This is a genomic window from Bacteroidota bacterium (assembly GCA_020402865.1).
In the GTDB taxonomy this organism is placed as follows: domain Bacteria; phylum Bacteroidota; class Bacteroidia; order Palsa-965; family Palsa-965.
Map to the genome: position 1 here is coordinate 240,127 of JADBYT010000002.1, position 14,049 is coordinate 254,175.

Annotated in this window: 12 protein-coding genes and 1 pseudogene; 8 read left to right on the forward strand and 5 right to left on the reverse strand. The window is 45.3% G+C overall.

Going from position 1 to position 14,049, the window contains the following annotated elements:
• Nucleotides 1–413 precede the first annotated feature (413 nt).
• From IM638_02080 to IM638_02105, 6 genes and pseudogenes are all read left to right on the forward strand, one after another.
• Nucleotides 414–2,960: an MMPL family transporter gene (locus IM638_02080; GenBank protein MCA6361803.1), complete on the forward strand. Its 2,547-nt coding sequence runs from the start codon at nt 414–416 to the stop codon at nt 2,958–2,960.
• Nucleotides 2,961–2,983: 23 nt separating this feature from the next.
• Nucleotides 2,984–3,850, forward strand: a complete 867-nt coding sequence (gene rfbA, locus IM638_02085; GenBank protein MCA6361804.1) for a glucose-1-phosphate thymidylyltransferase RfbA — start codon at nt 2,984–2,986, stop codon at nt 3,848–3,850.
• A gap of 6 nt (nt 3,851–3,856) precedes the next feature.
• Nucleotides 3,857–4,804, forward strand: coding sequence for an NAD-dependent epimerase/dehydratase family protein (locus tag IM638_02090; GenBank protein ID MCA6361805.1), 948 nt, complete (start codon nt 3,857–3,859; stop codon nt 4,802–4,804).
• The gene (locus IM638_02095; protein MCA6361806.1) at nt 4,785–5,792 is read left to right on the forward strand and encodes a polyprenyl synthetase family protein; all 1,008 of its coding nucleotides are present in this window, start codon (nt 4,785–4,787) and stop codon (nt 5,790–5,792) included. The genes IM638_02090 and IM638_02095 overlap by 20 nt, the downstream gene beginning before the upstream one ends.
• A 181-nt stretch (nt 5,793–5,973) precedes the next feature.
• A complete protein-coding gene (locus IM638_02100; GenBank protein MCA6361807.1) occupies nt 5,974–6,225 on the forward strand; it encodes a type II toxin-antitoxin system ParD family antitoxin in 252 nt (83 codons plus the stop codon).
• Nucleotides 6,222–6,522 (forward strand): annotated as a pseudogene (locus IM638_02105) (type II toxin-antitoxin system RelE/ParE family toxin). The gene IM638_02100 and the pseudogene IM638_02105 overlap by 4 nt, the downstream one beginning before the upstream one ends.
• Nucleotides 6,523–6,560: 38 nt before the next feature.
• Here the strand turns inward: IM638_02105 and IM638_02110 are convergent.
• The 5 genes from IM638_02110 to IM638_02130 all read right to left on the reverse strand — a co-directional run bounded on the left by IM638_02110 (nt 6,561) and on the right by IM638_02130 (nt 10,306).
• On the reverse strand, nt 6,561–7,265 hold the full coding sequence (locus tag IM638_02110) for an NAD-dependent deacylase (GenBank protein ID MCA6361808.1): 705 nt from the start codon (nt 7,263–7,265) through the stop codon (nt 6,561–6,563).
• Nucleotides 7,266–7,575: 310 nt separating this feature from the next.
• Nucleotides 7,576–8,217, reverse strand: a complete 642-nt coding sequence (locus IM638_02115; protein ID MCA6361809.1) for a PorT family protein — start codon at nt 8,215–8,217, stop codon at nt 7,576–7,578.
• Nucleotides 8,218–8,613: 396 nt separating this feature from the next.
• Nucleotides 8,614–9,054, reverse strand: a complete 441-nt coding sequence (locus IM638_02120; GenBank protein MCA6361810.1) for a hypothetical protein — start codon at nt 9,052–9,054, stop codon at nt 8,614–8,616.
• 394 nt (nt 9,055–9,448) lie between these two features.
• Entirely contained in the window at nt 9,449–9,673 is a 225-nt protein-coding gene (locus tag IM638_02125; GenBank protein MCA6361811.1) for a hypothetical protein, read from the reverse strand.
• A 93-nt stretch (nt 9,674–9,766) separates the two neighbouring features.
• Complete coding sequence (locus IM638_02130) at nt 9,767–10,306, reverse strand: helix-turn-helix transcriptional regulator (GenBank protein ID MCA6361812.1); 540 nt, start codon at nt 10,304–10,306, stop codon at nt 9,767–9,769.
• Between the two features lie 858 nt (nt 10,307–11,164).
• Here IM638_02130 and IM638_02135 point away from each other — a divergent pair.
• Nucleotides 11,165–13,435: an NADP-dependent malic enzyme gene (locus IM638_02135; GenBank protein MCA6361813.1), complete on the forward strand. Its 2,271-nt coding sequence runs from the start codon at nt 11,165–11,167 to the stop codon at nt 13,433–13,435.
• A gap of 16 nt (nt 13,436–13,451) precedes the next feature.
• Nucleotides 13,452–14,039: a Holliday junction branch migration protein RuvA gene (gene ruvA / locus IM638_02140; protein MCA6361814.1), complete on the forward strand. Its 588-nt coding sequence runs from the start codon at nt 13,452–13,454 to the stop codon at nt 14,037–14,039.
• Nucleotides 14,040–14,049 lie beyond the last annotated feature (10 nt).

Genomic DNA, 14,049 nt, shown 5'->3' on the forward strand with positions numbered 1-14,049 from the left:
TGGCTTCGGTTAATTTGATTAAGCAATATTAGCAGGAAACCCAATAGCAGCGTTTGGGAAATTAAGGATATTATTTGTGTTTTTTGACAAAACCGGATTGGGGAATCAACTGTAGTGGCTATAGACCTGTTATTGAATTTCGTTGTGCTTTGATTTTGATGCGTTTTTTGTTCAATTCAGCCGTTTTGGAGTCAATACAGAACTCGCAATTATTAGTATTGGCGAAAAAGTAATTTTAAGATGCCCCAAACACTATGCAAAAGAAGGAAATGCCTTACAGCTGTGAAAGTGAATTCATACAACACAGCTTATGTGTCTGTTTTTGAACAACTTGCTGTCTTGCTTGCATCTGTGCCTTTTTCTTACCTTTATTGCCTTATTCTCCCGCCGTTGCTGTAACGGCACCAAGATATATGTGGGCAAAACTTTCGCATTTCATACTTCGTAACCGCTTTGCCATTCTGGTGGTAATGTTTGTTATTACAGCCCTCATGGGCTGGCAGGCCACCAAACTTGAGCTTTCCTACAAATACGCCAGGGTTCTTCCCAAAGACGATTCGCTGTATAATGCCTATGAGGAATTCAAACAGCGTTATGGCGAAGACGGAACGGTACTTGTTATCGGCTTTCAGGACAGCGGCATGTTTGAGCTTAAAAAACTACAGGGCTGGTACGATCTTAACGAGTCGATTCGTAAAATTGCCGGTGTAAAAGATGTAATGTCCATTACCCGTCTTTACAATCTCTACCGCAACGACAGCCTGAGCAAGTTTGATGTAAGACAGGTGGTAAACCGCCGTCCGCAAACCCAGCAGGAGGCCGACAGCATCCGCGAGCAGGTGGAAAGCCTGCCGTTTTACGAAGGCATGATCTACAACAAGAAAGATCATGTTACGCTTATGGCTATTACCTTCAGCGATACGGCCGTAAACTCAAAAGACCGGCTTTCCATTGTAGCCAATATCCGCGAACAGGCATTGAAATTTGGTGAAGCCAATCTGAAGTTCGCGCCTGACGATACAAACAAAGGCCTGCATTTTTCGGGCATGCCTTACATCCGCTCGGAGTATATGCGCAAAATTGGCAGTGAAATGCAATTGTTTGTGTTTCTCTCGCTGCTCATTACGGCCATTATTCTTTTTGTGTTTTTCCGATACTTCAATGCGGTGTTCTTTTCGCTCATTGTGGTAATTGTGGGCGTAATCTGGTCGCTGGGAACTATTGTATTGTTTGGATATAAAATTACTGTACTTTCTGGTTTGATTCCGCCGCTGATTGTAATTATCGGTATTCCAAACTGTATCTTCCTCATTAATAAATATCAGGAAGAGCTTCAGAAACACGGCAACAAAACCAAAGCACTTGCCCGTATGGTGCAGAAGGTTGGCCTGTCAAATTTCCTTGCCAACGTAACCACATCGGTTGGTTTTGTGGTATTCTATTTTACCAACAGCGAACTGCTTGTGGAGTTTGGTCTGGTGGCGGCCATTAACGTAATGACCACCTACGGCATTGCCATTGTGCTTACGCCAATAATTTTCAGTTACCTGCCTGAGCCCAAACCCAAACAAATGAAACATCTGGGTGGTAAGCGCATAAACGGGCTTCTCGACTGGATCGACAAGCTGGTACACACACGGCGCACCGTACTTTACACGGGCATTACCATTCTCACACTCATTTCCATTGTTGGTTTTACCAAAATAAAAGTGATTGGTTATGTGGTGGATGATTTGCCCGAGGGCGATCCGGTTACGGAAGACCTGAAGTTTTTTGAAAGTCATTTCGGCGGTATTCTGCCCTTTGAAATAGCCATTGAAGTAAAGCCCTCCAAGCAACCGCAGCTTACACAAGGACAGGTGCAGGCAAAATCTGATTCTATGGCTGTTTCAGATTCCGTAGTTTCAGACACTACCGGGGTGGCAGCGGCTCCCAAACCAAGCGGCCCTAATTTGTTTATGAATGAGGGTGAGGCGCTTACCAAAATCAATCAGTTGCAGCGTTACCTTACCGAGCGGCCTGAGTTTTCGAAACCACTTTCCATTGTAGAGGGCCTCAAGTTTTCGTATCAGGCTTATCGTGATGGAAATCCGAAAGCTTACCGCCTGCCTTCGACTCAAAGCGACAAGGCCGAACTGCTCAAGTACATGGGTACGGTTAAAGGGCAGCAAAACAGGCTCGATAAATTTATCGACACAACCTACACCCACACGCGCATCAGCTTCCAGATGGCCGATGTAGGCTCTGACAGCGTGCGGAAAATATTGCAGGAAATACGTCCGGTAGTTGATTCACTTTTCCCGAAGGAGGAGTACCGTGTGGATTTAACCGGACACAGCCTCATGTTTTTGCGCAGTTTCGATTATCTGCTGCATCACCTGTTTGTGAGTCTGCTTATTGCTATTGTGCTCATTCTGCTTATTGGTATGGTACTGTTCCGGTCGGTAGCCATTATTGTACTTTCGAAACTGCCTTGTTTGATTCCGCTTGTGATGACTGCAGGTGTAATGGGCTTCCTTGACATTCCGTTTAAATCATCAACCATTCTTATCTTCTCAATTGCTTTTGGTATTGCGTCTGACGGCACCATATACATTCTCACCGAGTACCGAGCACAATTGCGTAAACTTTCGCCGGCCAATGCATCGAAAGCTGTATCCATGGCTATCCGCGAAACGGGTTTGAGCATGATTTACACCAACGTAATTCTGTTCTTCGGCTTTGGCATCTTTGTAATGTCGAGTTTTGGCGGTACGGCGGCACTGGGTATTCTGCTTTCCATTACGCTGCTGGTTTCACTGGCCACAAACCTCATTTTGTTGCCCTGCATTCTGCTTACGCTTGAAAAACGTGCGGCTACCAAAGCGTTTACAGAAGAACCGCTGATTGACATTTATGATGAAGAAGAGGATATTGATGCCGATAAACTCACTATTCAGCACGAAGAACAAAAGCAATAAATCCAAGTCAGAAACTATACGATATGAAAGGGATTATTCTTGCCGGCGGCTCAGGTACACGTTTGCATCCGCTTACCCTTGCGGTGAGCAAGCAGTTAATGCCGGTGTACGACAAGCCGATGATCTATTACCCGCTTTCAACGCTGATGATGGCGGGCATACGCGAAATTCTGATTATCTCCACGCCGCATGATTTGCCGCACTTCCGTCGGTTGCTGGGCGATGGTTCCGGCTTGGGCTGTGCATTCAGCTATGCCGAACAACCGGTGCCCAACGGGCTTGCACAGGCTTTTGTGATTGGCAAGGAGTTTATTGGCAACGATAAAGTAGCACTCATTCTGGGCGACAATATTTTTTACGGGTCGGGGCTGAGCAAACTGCTTCAGGAAAATAACGATCCCGATGGTGGTGTGGTGTATGCCTATCACGTGTCGGATCCTGAGCGTTACGGTGTGGTGGAGTTTGATGAAAGCGGAAAAGCCATAAGCATCGAAGAAAAACCGCGCCACCCCAAATCGAATTATGCCGTGCCGGGTTTGTATTTCTACGACAACAGCGTAGTGGACATTGCAGCTACATTAGAGCCAAGCGCACGCGGCGAATATGAAATTACCGATGTAAACCGCAAATATCTTGAAGCCGGTAAACTCAAAGTAGGTATTCTCAACCGCGGTACGGCCTGGCTTGATACAGGTACTTTTGCTTCACTCATGCAGGCCGGTCAGTTTGTGCAGGTTATTGAAGAGCGGCAGGGTTTGAAAATCGGCTGCATTGAAGAAGTTGCTTACCGAATGGGCTTTATCAATCAGGATCAGTTGCGAAAACTGGCCGAACCGTTGCTGAAAAGCGGCTATGGCAGCTATTTACTGGGATTGATTAAGAATTCATAAACGCGTATGACATTGCCCCAGTATAAACGAAACATCCTCATTACCGGTGGTGCCGGATTTGTAGCCAGCTCGCTGGCCGAACGTCTTGCGGCCGATCCTGATAATTTTGTGGTGCTGGTAGATAACCTGCTTACCGGTTCGCTCACCAAAGTACCGCAGCTGCCTAATGTGCGTTTTATTAAATGCGATGTGAATGAGTGGCAGGATATTTCGGGTGTGTTTTACGGCTATCGTTTTGAGTATGTGTTTCACTACGCCGCAGTAGTTGGCGTAAAACGTACACTCGAAAATCCGGTGCTGGTGCTGCGCGATCTTGATGGCATCCGCAATATTCTTACCCTTTGCAAAAACACAGGTGTAAAGCGCGTGTTTTATTCCTCGTCGTCAGAAGTGTACGGCGAGCCGGTGGAGCTTCCGCAAAACGAAGAAACCACACCGCTCAACTCGCGTTTGCCTTATGCTATTGTGAAGAACGTGGGTGAGGCATTCCTCAAATCGTTCCGGCAGGAGTTCGGGTTGCACTACACCATCTTCCGTTTCTTTAATACTTATGGTCCACGTCAGAGCCGTGATTTTGTGATCTCGCGCTTCATCAGCCACGCACTGCGCAATGAACCTATTGTGGTGAATGGCGACGGCAGCCAGACACGCACATTTTGTTTTGTGGATGACAATACGGAAGCCTGCGTTTCGGCTTTTTACAATAATCATTACATAGACGATGTGGTGAACATCGGTTCCGATGCCGAAATAAGCATTCTTGAACTTGCGCAGCTGATTATCCGCATTACCGGCTCGGCATCCGAAATCCAGCACGCACCTGCACTTCCTGAAGGCGATATGACCCGCCGCATGCCTGATACTTCAAAAATGCGTCAACTTTTAAACCATCCGCCTGTTTCACTCGAAGAAGGAATCCGCCGCATTCTTTCCGATACTCGCTTTATTCTGTAAATCTGTTTTCGTGAACACCACTCATTACCTCCATCTGGTTCAAACAGCCGTTGATGAAGTAACTGCCGCATTTCCGCAACAGCCTTCAGGTTTATATGAGCCACTGCGCTACACCATGTCACTCGGCGGTAAACGTATGCGCCCGCTGCTTACACTCATGGGCGCCGGACTGTTTACCGATGAGGTCACACCCGCTGTTCCGGCAGCAATGGCTGTGGAGCTGTTTCACAACTTCACACTGTTGCATGATGATATTATGGACAATGCGCCGCTGCGCCGGGGCATGGCTACCGTGCATGAAAAGTGGGATGTTAACACGGCCATATTAAGCGGCGACGTAATGTACACCGAAGCCTTCCGGTACATTGCCAAAACACCCGCTGATGCTTTGCCCGACGTGCTCAGCTTGTTTATCCGCACGGCTGCGGAGGTATGCGAAGGGCAGCAATACGACATGGATTTTGAGCGACACAGCACAGTAACCATTGATGAGTACCTGCGCATGATTGAGCTTAAAACGGCTGTGCTCGCCGGCGCATCGCTTGCCATTGGCGCGTTGTGTGCAGGCGCACCACAAAATGAGGCTCAAAAACTTTACGATTTCGGCCGCCTGTTTGGTATTGCGTTTCAGCTTCAGGATGATATTCTTGATGTGTATGGCGATCCGAAAACGTTTGGCAAGCAAGTGGGCGGCGACATTCTGGCCAATAAAAAAACATTTTTGCTGCTCAGTGCATTACAACGTGCCAACGGCATGCAACGCGAAGAACTGCTCAACTGGCTGCAGGTGCCCGCCAGCGCAGGTGCCGAAAAAGTGGAAGCCGTAACTGCCATCTTCAATCATCTTGGCATACGCGATCTGGCGCGCGATTGTATGCATGAGTATTACCAGAAAGCCATTGAAGCCCTTAACAGCACCCATGCCGATGCCCTGCGCAAAGCCGAACTCCGCGCATTTACTGATGCATTGATGGTGCGTGAAGTGTAGGTTTTGTTGAGGTTGGTGTGGGGTTGTGTGAGCTGATGATATTCACAATGTGATGCTTACATGTAGGATGAGGTTGAAAATTATTTTGTTTGCGTATTATTCCTTACAAAGAAATATTGACTGTTTTTGGCGCAAAAATGCTTATTAACATACCAAGATTTGGTATATAAATTTCGGTATTATGGCAAAGAACACATCTGTTTTACTTGGAGATTATTTCGATAATTTCATCAGCCAACAAGTTAAATCCGGGAAGTTTTCATCGGCAAGTGAGGTTGTCCGGGCTGCATTGAGAATGTTTGAGTATGAAGAGGCCAAAAAGGCAGAATTGATCAATGAATTGAAAAAAGGTGAAAAATCCGGATTTATTGAAAATTTCAATCGGGAATCATTTATCAATAGTCTGCACAGAAAGCATGTAGCTAAGAAATGAAATACTTAATCAGCAAAGAAGCAGCAAAAGACATAGAGAAAATCTGGCTTTGTACTTTTGAAAATTGGTCTCTTGAACAGGCAGGCAGGTACTTTGAATTTAATTATTGACGAAATAGAGAATATTACAAGAGACCCTCTGGCATATAAAGATTAAGGCGAAGTAAGAAAGGGTTACTTTCGTTCAAGAGTAAAATCACATTTCATATTCTACAGGATCAATCACAAGAAAAAAGAAATTGAGGTTGTAAGAATTCTCCATCAACAAATGGACACGGAATCCCGTTTGGATGACTGACGGGATATTTTTCGTATCAGTTTCTGAATAAACTCGCCTTAAATTTTTCCGCTCAGCAACTGTTCTGCCAATATAGGCATGCCTTTGGCTGCCGTGTTGCGGATATGAATAATATTGCTTCCGGCCTGTGCGTTTACATCGTTCGGATCAATGAGAAACATCGGACAGCGTGGCGGCGTGTAATGCAGCAAATTAGCCGCCGGATACACGTTCAGCGATGTGCCGATAATGATAAATACATCGGCCTGAGCGGCAATCTCGTAAGCAGCATCCATATTGGGTACCATTTCACCAAACCATACAATGTGCGGACGAAGCTGTGAGCCCAGCTCGCATTTATCGCCTTCTTTTAGTTCCCAGCCTTTCACGGGATAAATAAGCTGCGGGTTTTTGGTGCTGCGGGCCTTCAGTATTTCGCCGTGCAGATGCAGGATGTTTTTTGAACCCGCACGTTCATGCAAATCATCAATGTTTTGTGTGATAATTTGTACATCAAACTTTTTTTCAAGCTGCACCAGCGCCTTGTGGCCTTCATTTGGTTGTGCATCAAGCACATTCTTTCGACGTTCGTTATAAAACCGGAGCACAAGCTCACGGTTGCGGTTCCAGGCTTCGGGTGTGGCTACTTCGCGTACATCGTATTTATCCCAAAGGCCGCCATTATCGCGGAATGTACTGATACCACTTTCGGCACTGATGCCGGCGCCGGTAAATACTACAATAGTCCTTTTTTTAACTGCCATTCTTTTTATAGCAAAAAATAGTTTAGAATTCCTAAACTACGGCAAACAAATTACTTCTGCTATTTTTTTTTGATACCCGCTGCGGTAACCAAGCCGGCCAAGTGTTCGCATAGACTGACGGAGTGTTAATTTCCGGGAAGGACTGAGTTAAGTTGGCAGGATATTTCACCCCGCAACTCAGCCAGAATTGAGAAACGGGAATAGTTGCAGGCAATGACCAGTCTTTGCTAAAGATTCATCTCACGAAGACATTAAATAAAAACATCTCCGCGAACAATAGTTGCGGAGATGTAAATAGGTCGGTTCTTCCCTACAATTTATACCCGAGTGTGAGTTGCAACCACCGGTTTTTATATCGGGGTGTAAAGGAAGAACCGTCACCGGTATTTTGCTGAAAATCCCATCCGGCACGCCCCGAAATAACTACATGATGAATATTTATATCCCCCCCCGCAACGAATCCGAGTATGTTTTTCCGGACGTTCTCGTTGTCGAACTCCTGCTGCTGGGCTACACTGTTTGAACCGAATGAATATTCATTTTTCTCGGTCAGCAAAAACGAATATTGCGGCCCTAACACGAGATACAAAAATGGGGCAGGCTTTATTTCCAGCATTAACGGAATGTCGAAATATGTGGTTACTCTTGAAAATGAGTAAGGCTTAGAAAGCAGGTATCCCGAACCTTTGAATCCCTTTTGGGAAATCAGAAACTCAGGCTGCAGACCGAGAAACATGCCTATGGGAATAACCGCAAAAGCCCCCCCTGCAAATCCGATAATGGGATCAGCCTGAAACTCCTGACCCTTGCCGTCCCAAACATTTGAGTAATTAGCACCGGCCTTTATACCGAACGTTAATTTTTCTCGCGCATCCATATCATCATCCTGGGCAAAAAGATAACGTGCGGGGAAATGAAGGGTTATAAGGATTATAAGTAATTTGATTTTCATGATTATTGATATTAGTTAGTGTTAGTCACTGCAAATTGAATGGAAGTAATCGATATAAGTATTACATATTTTGTATTGATTATTGTATGTCTTACACATCCGTGTATGCAGTTAAAATAAACTTTCAGGCTTTATTTTTTCATTTTCAGTCACTTCAAATAATACCGTTCTTATTATTCAGATTGTGTATAATCTGAATGATAATGAGCAGATTATAGCCTGTTGAACGGCTCATAATTATATTTTATCAGTTTTATCCGATGAATAATAGCCCCTGATTTTTTAAAAACCGGATCAGTCATATCCTGTTATTTACATTAGGATGATAACCAATCCGGTATATGGAGGACTTAAAAACAGGTGTGTCTGCCGATAGTCCCCGTATCTTTATTCGGGCTATTTTACATTGTCAGTTGTAATTTCAATAAATGAGCGTTTCAGTTGCTCCATGTCATAGTGGAATTCTGACTTGAAATCTTTCCATTTCTCCGCACCTTCATAATTGTAACTATCTATTTTCTTTTTCATATAGGCATTTCTTTTTTCCAGCTCTGCAATTTTCTTTTGTGTATCGGCATCAACCATAATCTTGCTTACTGCGATCCGGTTATTGTAGTCTGTAATAAGTTTGTAATTTGCGGCAACTTCCTCCGCAATGGTAATCCGGTAATTCGTAATTTCTTCATTATACTTTCGGGTTGACTCTGAAAGCTTTTCCCGGTCATCAGTTACTTCTTCTCCGGCTTTAATAACTTTTTCTTCAGGTGTGTTGCAGGATTGATTGATTAATCCGAGGGAAATTCCCATGAAAGCAAGGGTAAGCAGATAGTTTTTCATTTTTATTTTTCTGATGTGAACTTATTTAATGCTTCAAAGGTGAGCTTTATTTATTCAAATAAATTACAAAATATTGTAATAGTTTTTTATTTATCACAGATAATATTTTTCCTGATTCATCAGACGATATTCTGTATATACATATTTTTAATAATTATTTCCTGAATCAGTCCCGCTAATTCGTGTATATGCGTAAATCCGCAATAATCAGCCGGTACATTTTTATTAATCAATGTTTCTTGAAAAGTGAGGCAATAAATTATGTGACGGGAAATAATTGTACCGGCACGGCCTGTTATACATCATAAAAAAAGAGGCCATCTGTAGATACAGACAGCCCCTCAGGGCGGATAATTAAAGTCTTACGATCTTCGCTTATCCGGTTTGGTCAGCTTTAGCTTTTTTCGGCCTGTGCTTTTTTGATGATGTTAATCACCTCATCGCGTTTCTTATTCAGGCGTGTTTCCACTTTTTTGAGCATATCATGCTCTTTGCCGGCGTCAAAGGTAAGATCAGCATCGGTAAGTTGCGGAAATTTCTCTTTGAGTTGCGTTGACTGTGCTTTCCAGTCGCCGGTAATTTTAAAGGCTTCCGGGGTGTTGGTGTGTGTGTTGTCCATGATAGTGATGTGTTAATGAGAAATATTATGATACAAATGTCCTCTCTTGAACACACATTTATGTTATAGATTTAAATATAATTATTGTATAGATCACACATCTTCGAGATTACGGACTCTTTTCTGTTTTAGTTTTTTATAATAAGAAGGAGTGAGTCCGGTAATTTTTTTAAACTGGTTGGATAAGTGTGCCACACTGCAATAGTTGAGCTTGTAAGAAATTTCGGTTAAATTAAGTTCGTCGTACAGCAATAATTCCTTTACACGTTCTATTTTATTGATAATAATATACTGTTGGATGGTTATTCCCTTTACTTCTGAGAACAGATTTGACAGATACGTATAATCATAATTAAGTTTTGAACTGATAAACTCGGAGTAACTTACGTGCGGAACCTCTTCCGGCTGGTGAATCAATTCGGCAATTGCATTTTTTATTTTTTCTATAATGATATTTTTTTTATTGTCGAGTATTTCAAGCCCCGAACGCGCCAAATTGATTTTTAACTCATTCAGTTTTTCAGAAGAGATTTCATCTGGCAGTTCCACTTTTCCCAGGTCTATTGCAAAAAACGCGATACCCAGTTTTTCCAGTTCCTGCTGAACCAACATTTTGCAACGCAGGCTCACCATATATTTGATGTAAATTGTCATGCGTAATTCATTTTCGTGAACTTATTGGCTGAAATGAATATGCGTTCAGGCAAAGAGCCTGCCTATACCTCCAAACCGTATGGCATAACAATGAATTTTCCGGTTGAATGAGCGACCGTTCAGTATCCTTTTCTGAGAGCTTGTTAGGTTTTTTTCTTACTAATGATTTTGTGTCTTTTTTGACCGCTCTTCGTTGCTTTTTTCGCCAATCCCGACAATACTGTCGGGACAGGTATTGACTCAAAAAGCGCCTCAATCGGCCAAAAAATCCTGCAAAATCAAAGCGCAACAAAAAATCGTAACAAGCTCTGAGGTTTGTTATGAGCAGATTTTTTCTCATGCAAGGCGCATTTTGAACGCGATCCCTGACAGGATCTGCAAAAATGCAACGATGAGTAAGTAAAAATGTACCACAGCAAAGTCAAAGAATGATTTTTACACAGGCTCTAAAATTAATTCCGGCTGCGCTGAGTGTAGAATGAGCAGATATATGCCGGTCTTTTGAATGTCCTCCCTGCCACACAAATATTGCGATTTATGTAAGTTACCACATTCTTTTCGATTTGGCAAATTTTATCTGCCGTGAGTTTGTAACTGTTGTGTACGCACCTTGTTGCAAATCCTGCCTTTCATATCCGGCTGCTGCATTTACCGGAAAGCGCGGGAAGGTTTATGTAAATGAAAATGAGAAAAGAATTCATTCAGGCTTAATAGAAAGATTTTCAGTCTCTTAGACTGATGCGAAGGAGGCAGCACCAATGTGCAAATTCCGTATCTTCGTCGTTCGCCCGTTTGTAAGCAAGCGGCGCCCATTCAGTAAAAGAACGAATTACGCTTATGTCAAAATTTCGCAAACAGGATGCCCTCGATTATCACGAGCAGGGTCGTCCCGGTAAAATTGAAGTTGTTCCTACAAAACCTTACAGTTCACAGCGTGATCTTACGCTGGCTTATTCGCCAGGTGTAGCTGAGCCTTGTCTTGAAATTGAAAAGAACCCGCAGGATGCCTACCGTTACACGGCCAAAGGCAATCTGGTAGCCGTAATCTCAAACGGCACGGCGGTGCTCGGGCTTGGCGATATTGGTGCGCTGGCCTCAAAGCCGGTGATGGAAGGCAAGGGTATGCTGTTTAAAATTTATGCCGATATCGACGTGTTCGACATTGAGGTGGACACGAAAGATGTGGATGCGTTTGTGCAAACAGTAAAAAATATTGCGCCCACTTTTGGCGGAATAAATCTCGAAGATATCAAAGCGCCTGAGTGTTTTGAAATTGAAAAACGCCTCAAAGAAGAGCTGGATATTCCGCTCATGCACGACGACCAGCACGGCACGGCTATTATTTCGAGTGCGGCGCTTATGAATGCCTGTGAGCTTGCCGGCAAAGACATTGGCAGTGTGAAACTGGTGGTAAACGGCGCCGGTGCATCAGCTATTTCGTGTGCCAAAATGTACATTGCGGTAGGAGTGAAGCGCGAGAACATTACCATGCTCGACAGCAAGGGCGTAATTACTACCGACCGCACCGACCTTGACGAGTACAAGCAGTATTTTGCCACCCCCCCCCGCGGCCTGCAAAGTCTGGCCGAAGCCATGGCGGGAGCCGATGTGTTTGTGGGGCTTTCAAAAGGCAATATTGTTACGGCCGAAATGATTCAGAGCATGGCGGCACGTCCCATTGTGTTTGCCCTTGCCAATCCTGATCCCGAAATTGCCTACGATACCGCCAAAGCCGCCCGCGAAGACATCATCCTCGCCACCGGTCGCAGCGATCATCCCAACCAGGTAAACAACGTGCTTGGTTTCCCCTTCATTTTCCGTGGTGCGCTGGATGTGCGCGCTACAAAAATTAACGAGGAAATGAAGCTGGCCGCTGCAAAAGCCATTGCTATGCTGGCCAAAGAAGCCGTGCCCGATGATGTAAACATGGCCTATGATACCCGCAGCCTGGCTTTCGGGCCCGAATACATTATCCCCAAACCCATCGACCCGCGCCTGATTTCTACTGTGGCGCCGGCTGTGGCTAAAGCGGCAATGGAATCGGGTGTGGCCCTTCGCGAAATTACCGACTGGGAAGCCTACCGCAACGAACTCAACAACCGCCTCGGACTTGATAACAAACTCATGCGCGGACTGGCCGCCAAAGCCAAGTCGAACCCCAAACGCATTGTATTTGCCGAGGCCGATCATTACAAAATCCTCAAAGCGGCGCAGCTTGTACGCGACGAAGGAATTGCCAAGCCCATTCTGCTGGGCGATGCCGAACGCATCCAGTCGCTCATCGACGAATATCACCTCGATCTGGGCGATATCACCATTATCGACCCCCGTGACCCTGCCCAGGAAGAAAAGCGCCGTGATTTTGGCGATATGCTCTTCCAGAAACGCAAACGCCGCGGATTTACCCTCTTCGAAGCCCGCCGGAGCATGCTCGACCGGAACTACTTCGGCGCCATGATGGTGGAAACCGGTATGGCCGATGCCATGATTTCAGGCCTTACCCGCAAGTATGCCATTCCGATTAAACCCGCACTCGAATGCATTGGCGTTCAGGAAGGTGTAAACCGCGTGGCCGGCATGTACATTATGTCAACCAAACAAGGCAACTATTTCTTTGCCGATACGACTATGAATGTAGATCCGACGGCACAGGAACTGGTTGACATTACCGTGCTCACGGCGCAAACAGTGCGGCAGTTTAATATCGTTCCCCGCATTGCCCTGCTTTCCTACACCAACTTCGGTTCTACCGAAGGAGCAACTCCCCAGAAGGTGAGTGAAGCAGTTGCCCGTTTGCACAGCGAATATCCCGGATTAATTGTGGACGGCGATCTGCAGGCCAACTTTGCGCTGAACAACGAACTGCTTAAAGAGCAATTCCCCTTCAGCGAACTGGTGGACAAACGGGTGAATACACTCATTTTCCCCAACCTTGCATCGGGCAACATTGCCTACAAACTGATGCAGGAAATGGGGGGGGCAGAAGCCATCGGGCCGCTGCTCATGGGTATGAAAAAGCCCGTGCACGTGCTGCAGCTTGGCAGTTCGGTGCGTGAAATTGTAAATATGGTCATTATCGCGGTTGTCGATGCACAGTCGCGCCGGTAAGTAAGAAGCAGTTCGAATGTACAACCACTTTGAAGGTCGTGTTTCTGAGAAAACCCCCACCTACGCAGTAATCGACTGTGGCGGTGTGGGATACCTGCTGCATATTTCGCTCAATACTTACACCAAAATGGGTAGCAGCGATAAGGCCAAACTTTTCGCCCACCTCGCCGTGCGCGAAGATGCACACGTTCTTTATGGTTTTGCCGACGAAGAAGAACGCGAACTCTTCCGCCACCTCATTTCCGTTTCCGGCGTGGGCCCCGGCACGGCACGCATGATCCTTTCCTCTCTCTCCCCGGGCGAAATTGCCGGCGCCATCCTCACCGGAAACGTAGCTGTGCTCAAGGGCGTGAAAGGTATCGGCGAAAAATCGGCACAGCGCATTATTGTTGACCTTAAAGGCAAGCTGGGCAAGGCGGATGCCGCAGTGACCACCACATTTTTTGCGGCAGACAATAAATTGCGCGATGAAGCGTTATCTGCGCTGGTTATGCTGGGTTTTGCCCGTAACATGGCCGAAAAAGCTGTTGATAAAGTACTGCGTGCTGAAGGGAATGTGGTGTCTGTTGAACAGCTTATCAAACTGGCACTTAAGAATTTGTAAAGTAAAGTAT

Excerpts from the sequence above, each read along its gene's own strand:
- IM638_02135 (MCA6361813.1), top strand. The coding sequence starts at position 11,165 with ATGTCAAAATTTCGCAAACAGGATGCCCTCGATTATCACGAGCAGGGT.
- IM638_02100 (MCA6361807.1), top strand. The coding sequence starts at position 5,974 with ATGGCAAAGAACACATCTGTTTTACTTGGAGATTATTTCGATAATTTC.
- IM638_02080 (MCA6361803.1), top strand. The coding sequence starts at position 414 with ATGTGGGCAAAACTTTCGCATTTCATACTTCGTAACCGCTTTGCCATT.
- IM638_02120 (MCA6361810.1), bottom strand. The coding sequence starts at position 9,054 with ATGAAAAACTATCTGCTTACCCTTGCTTTCATGGGAATTTCCCTCGGA.
- rfbA (MCA6361804.1), top strand. The coding sequence starts at position 2,984 with ATGAAAGGGATTATTCTTGCCGGCGGCTCAGGTACACGTTTGCATCCG.
- ruvA (MCA6361814.1), top strand. The coding sequence starts at position 13,452 with ATGTACAACCACTTTGAAGGTCGTGTTTCTGAGAAAACCCCCACCTAC.
- IM638_02110 (MCA6361808.1), bottom strand. The coding sequence starts at position 7,265 with ATGGCAGTTAAAAAAAGGACTATTGTAGTATTTACCGGCGCCGGCATC.
- IM638_02115 (MCA6361809.1), bottom strand. The coding sequence starts at position 8,217 with ATGAAAATCAAATTACTTATAATCCTTATAACCCTTCATTTCCCCGCA.
- IM638_02090 (MCA6361805.1), top strand. The coding sequence starts at position 3,857 with ATGACATTGCCCCAGTATAAACGAAACATCCTCATTACCGGTGGTGCC.
- IM638_02130 (MCA6361812.1), bottom strand. The coding sequence starts at position 10,306 with ATGGTGAGCCTGCGTTGCAAAATGTTGGTTCAGCAGGAACTGGAAAAA.
- IM638_02125 (MCA6361811.1), bottom strand. The coding sequence starts at position 9,673 with ATGGACAACACACACACCAACACCCCGGAAGCCTTTAAAATTACCGGC.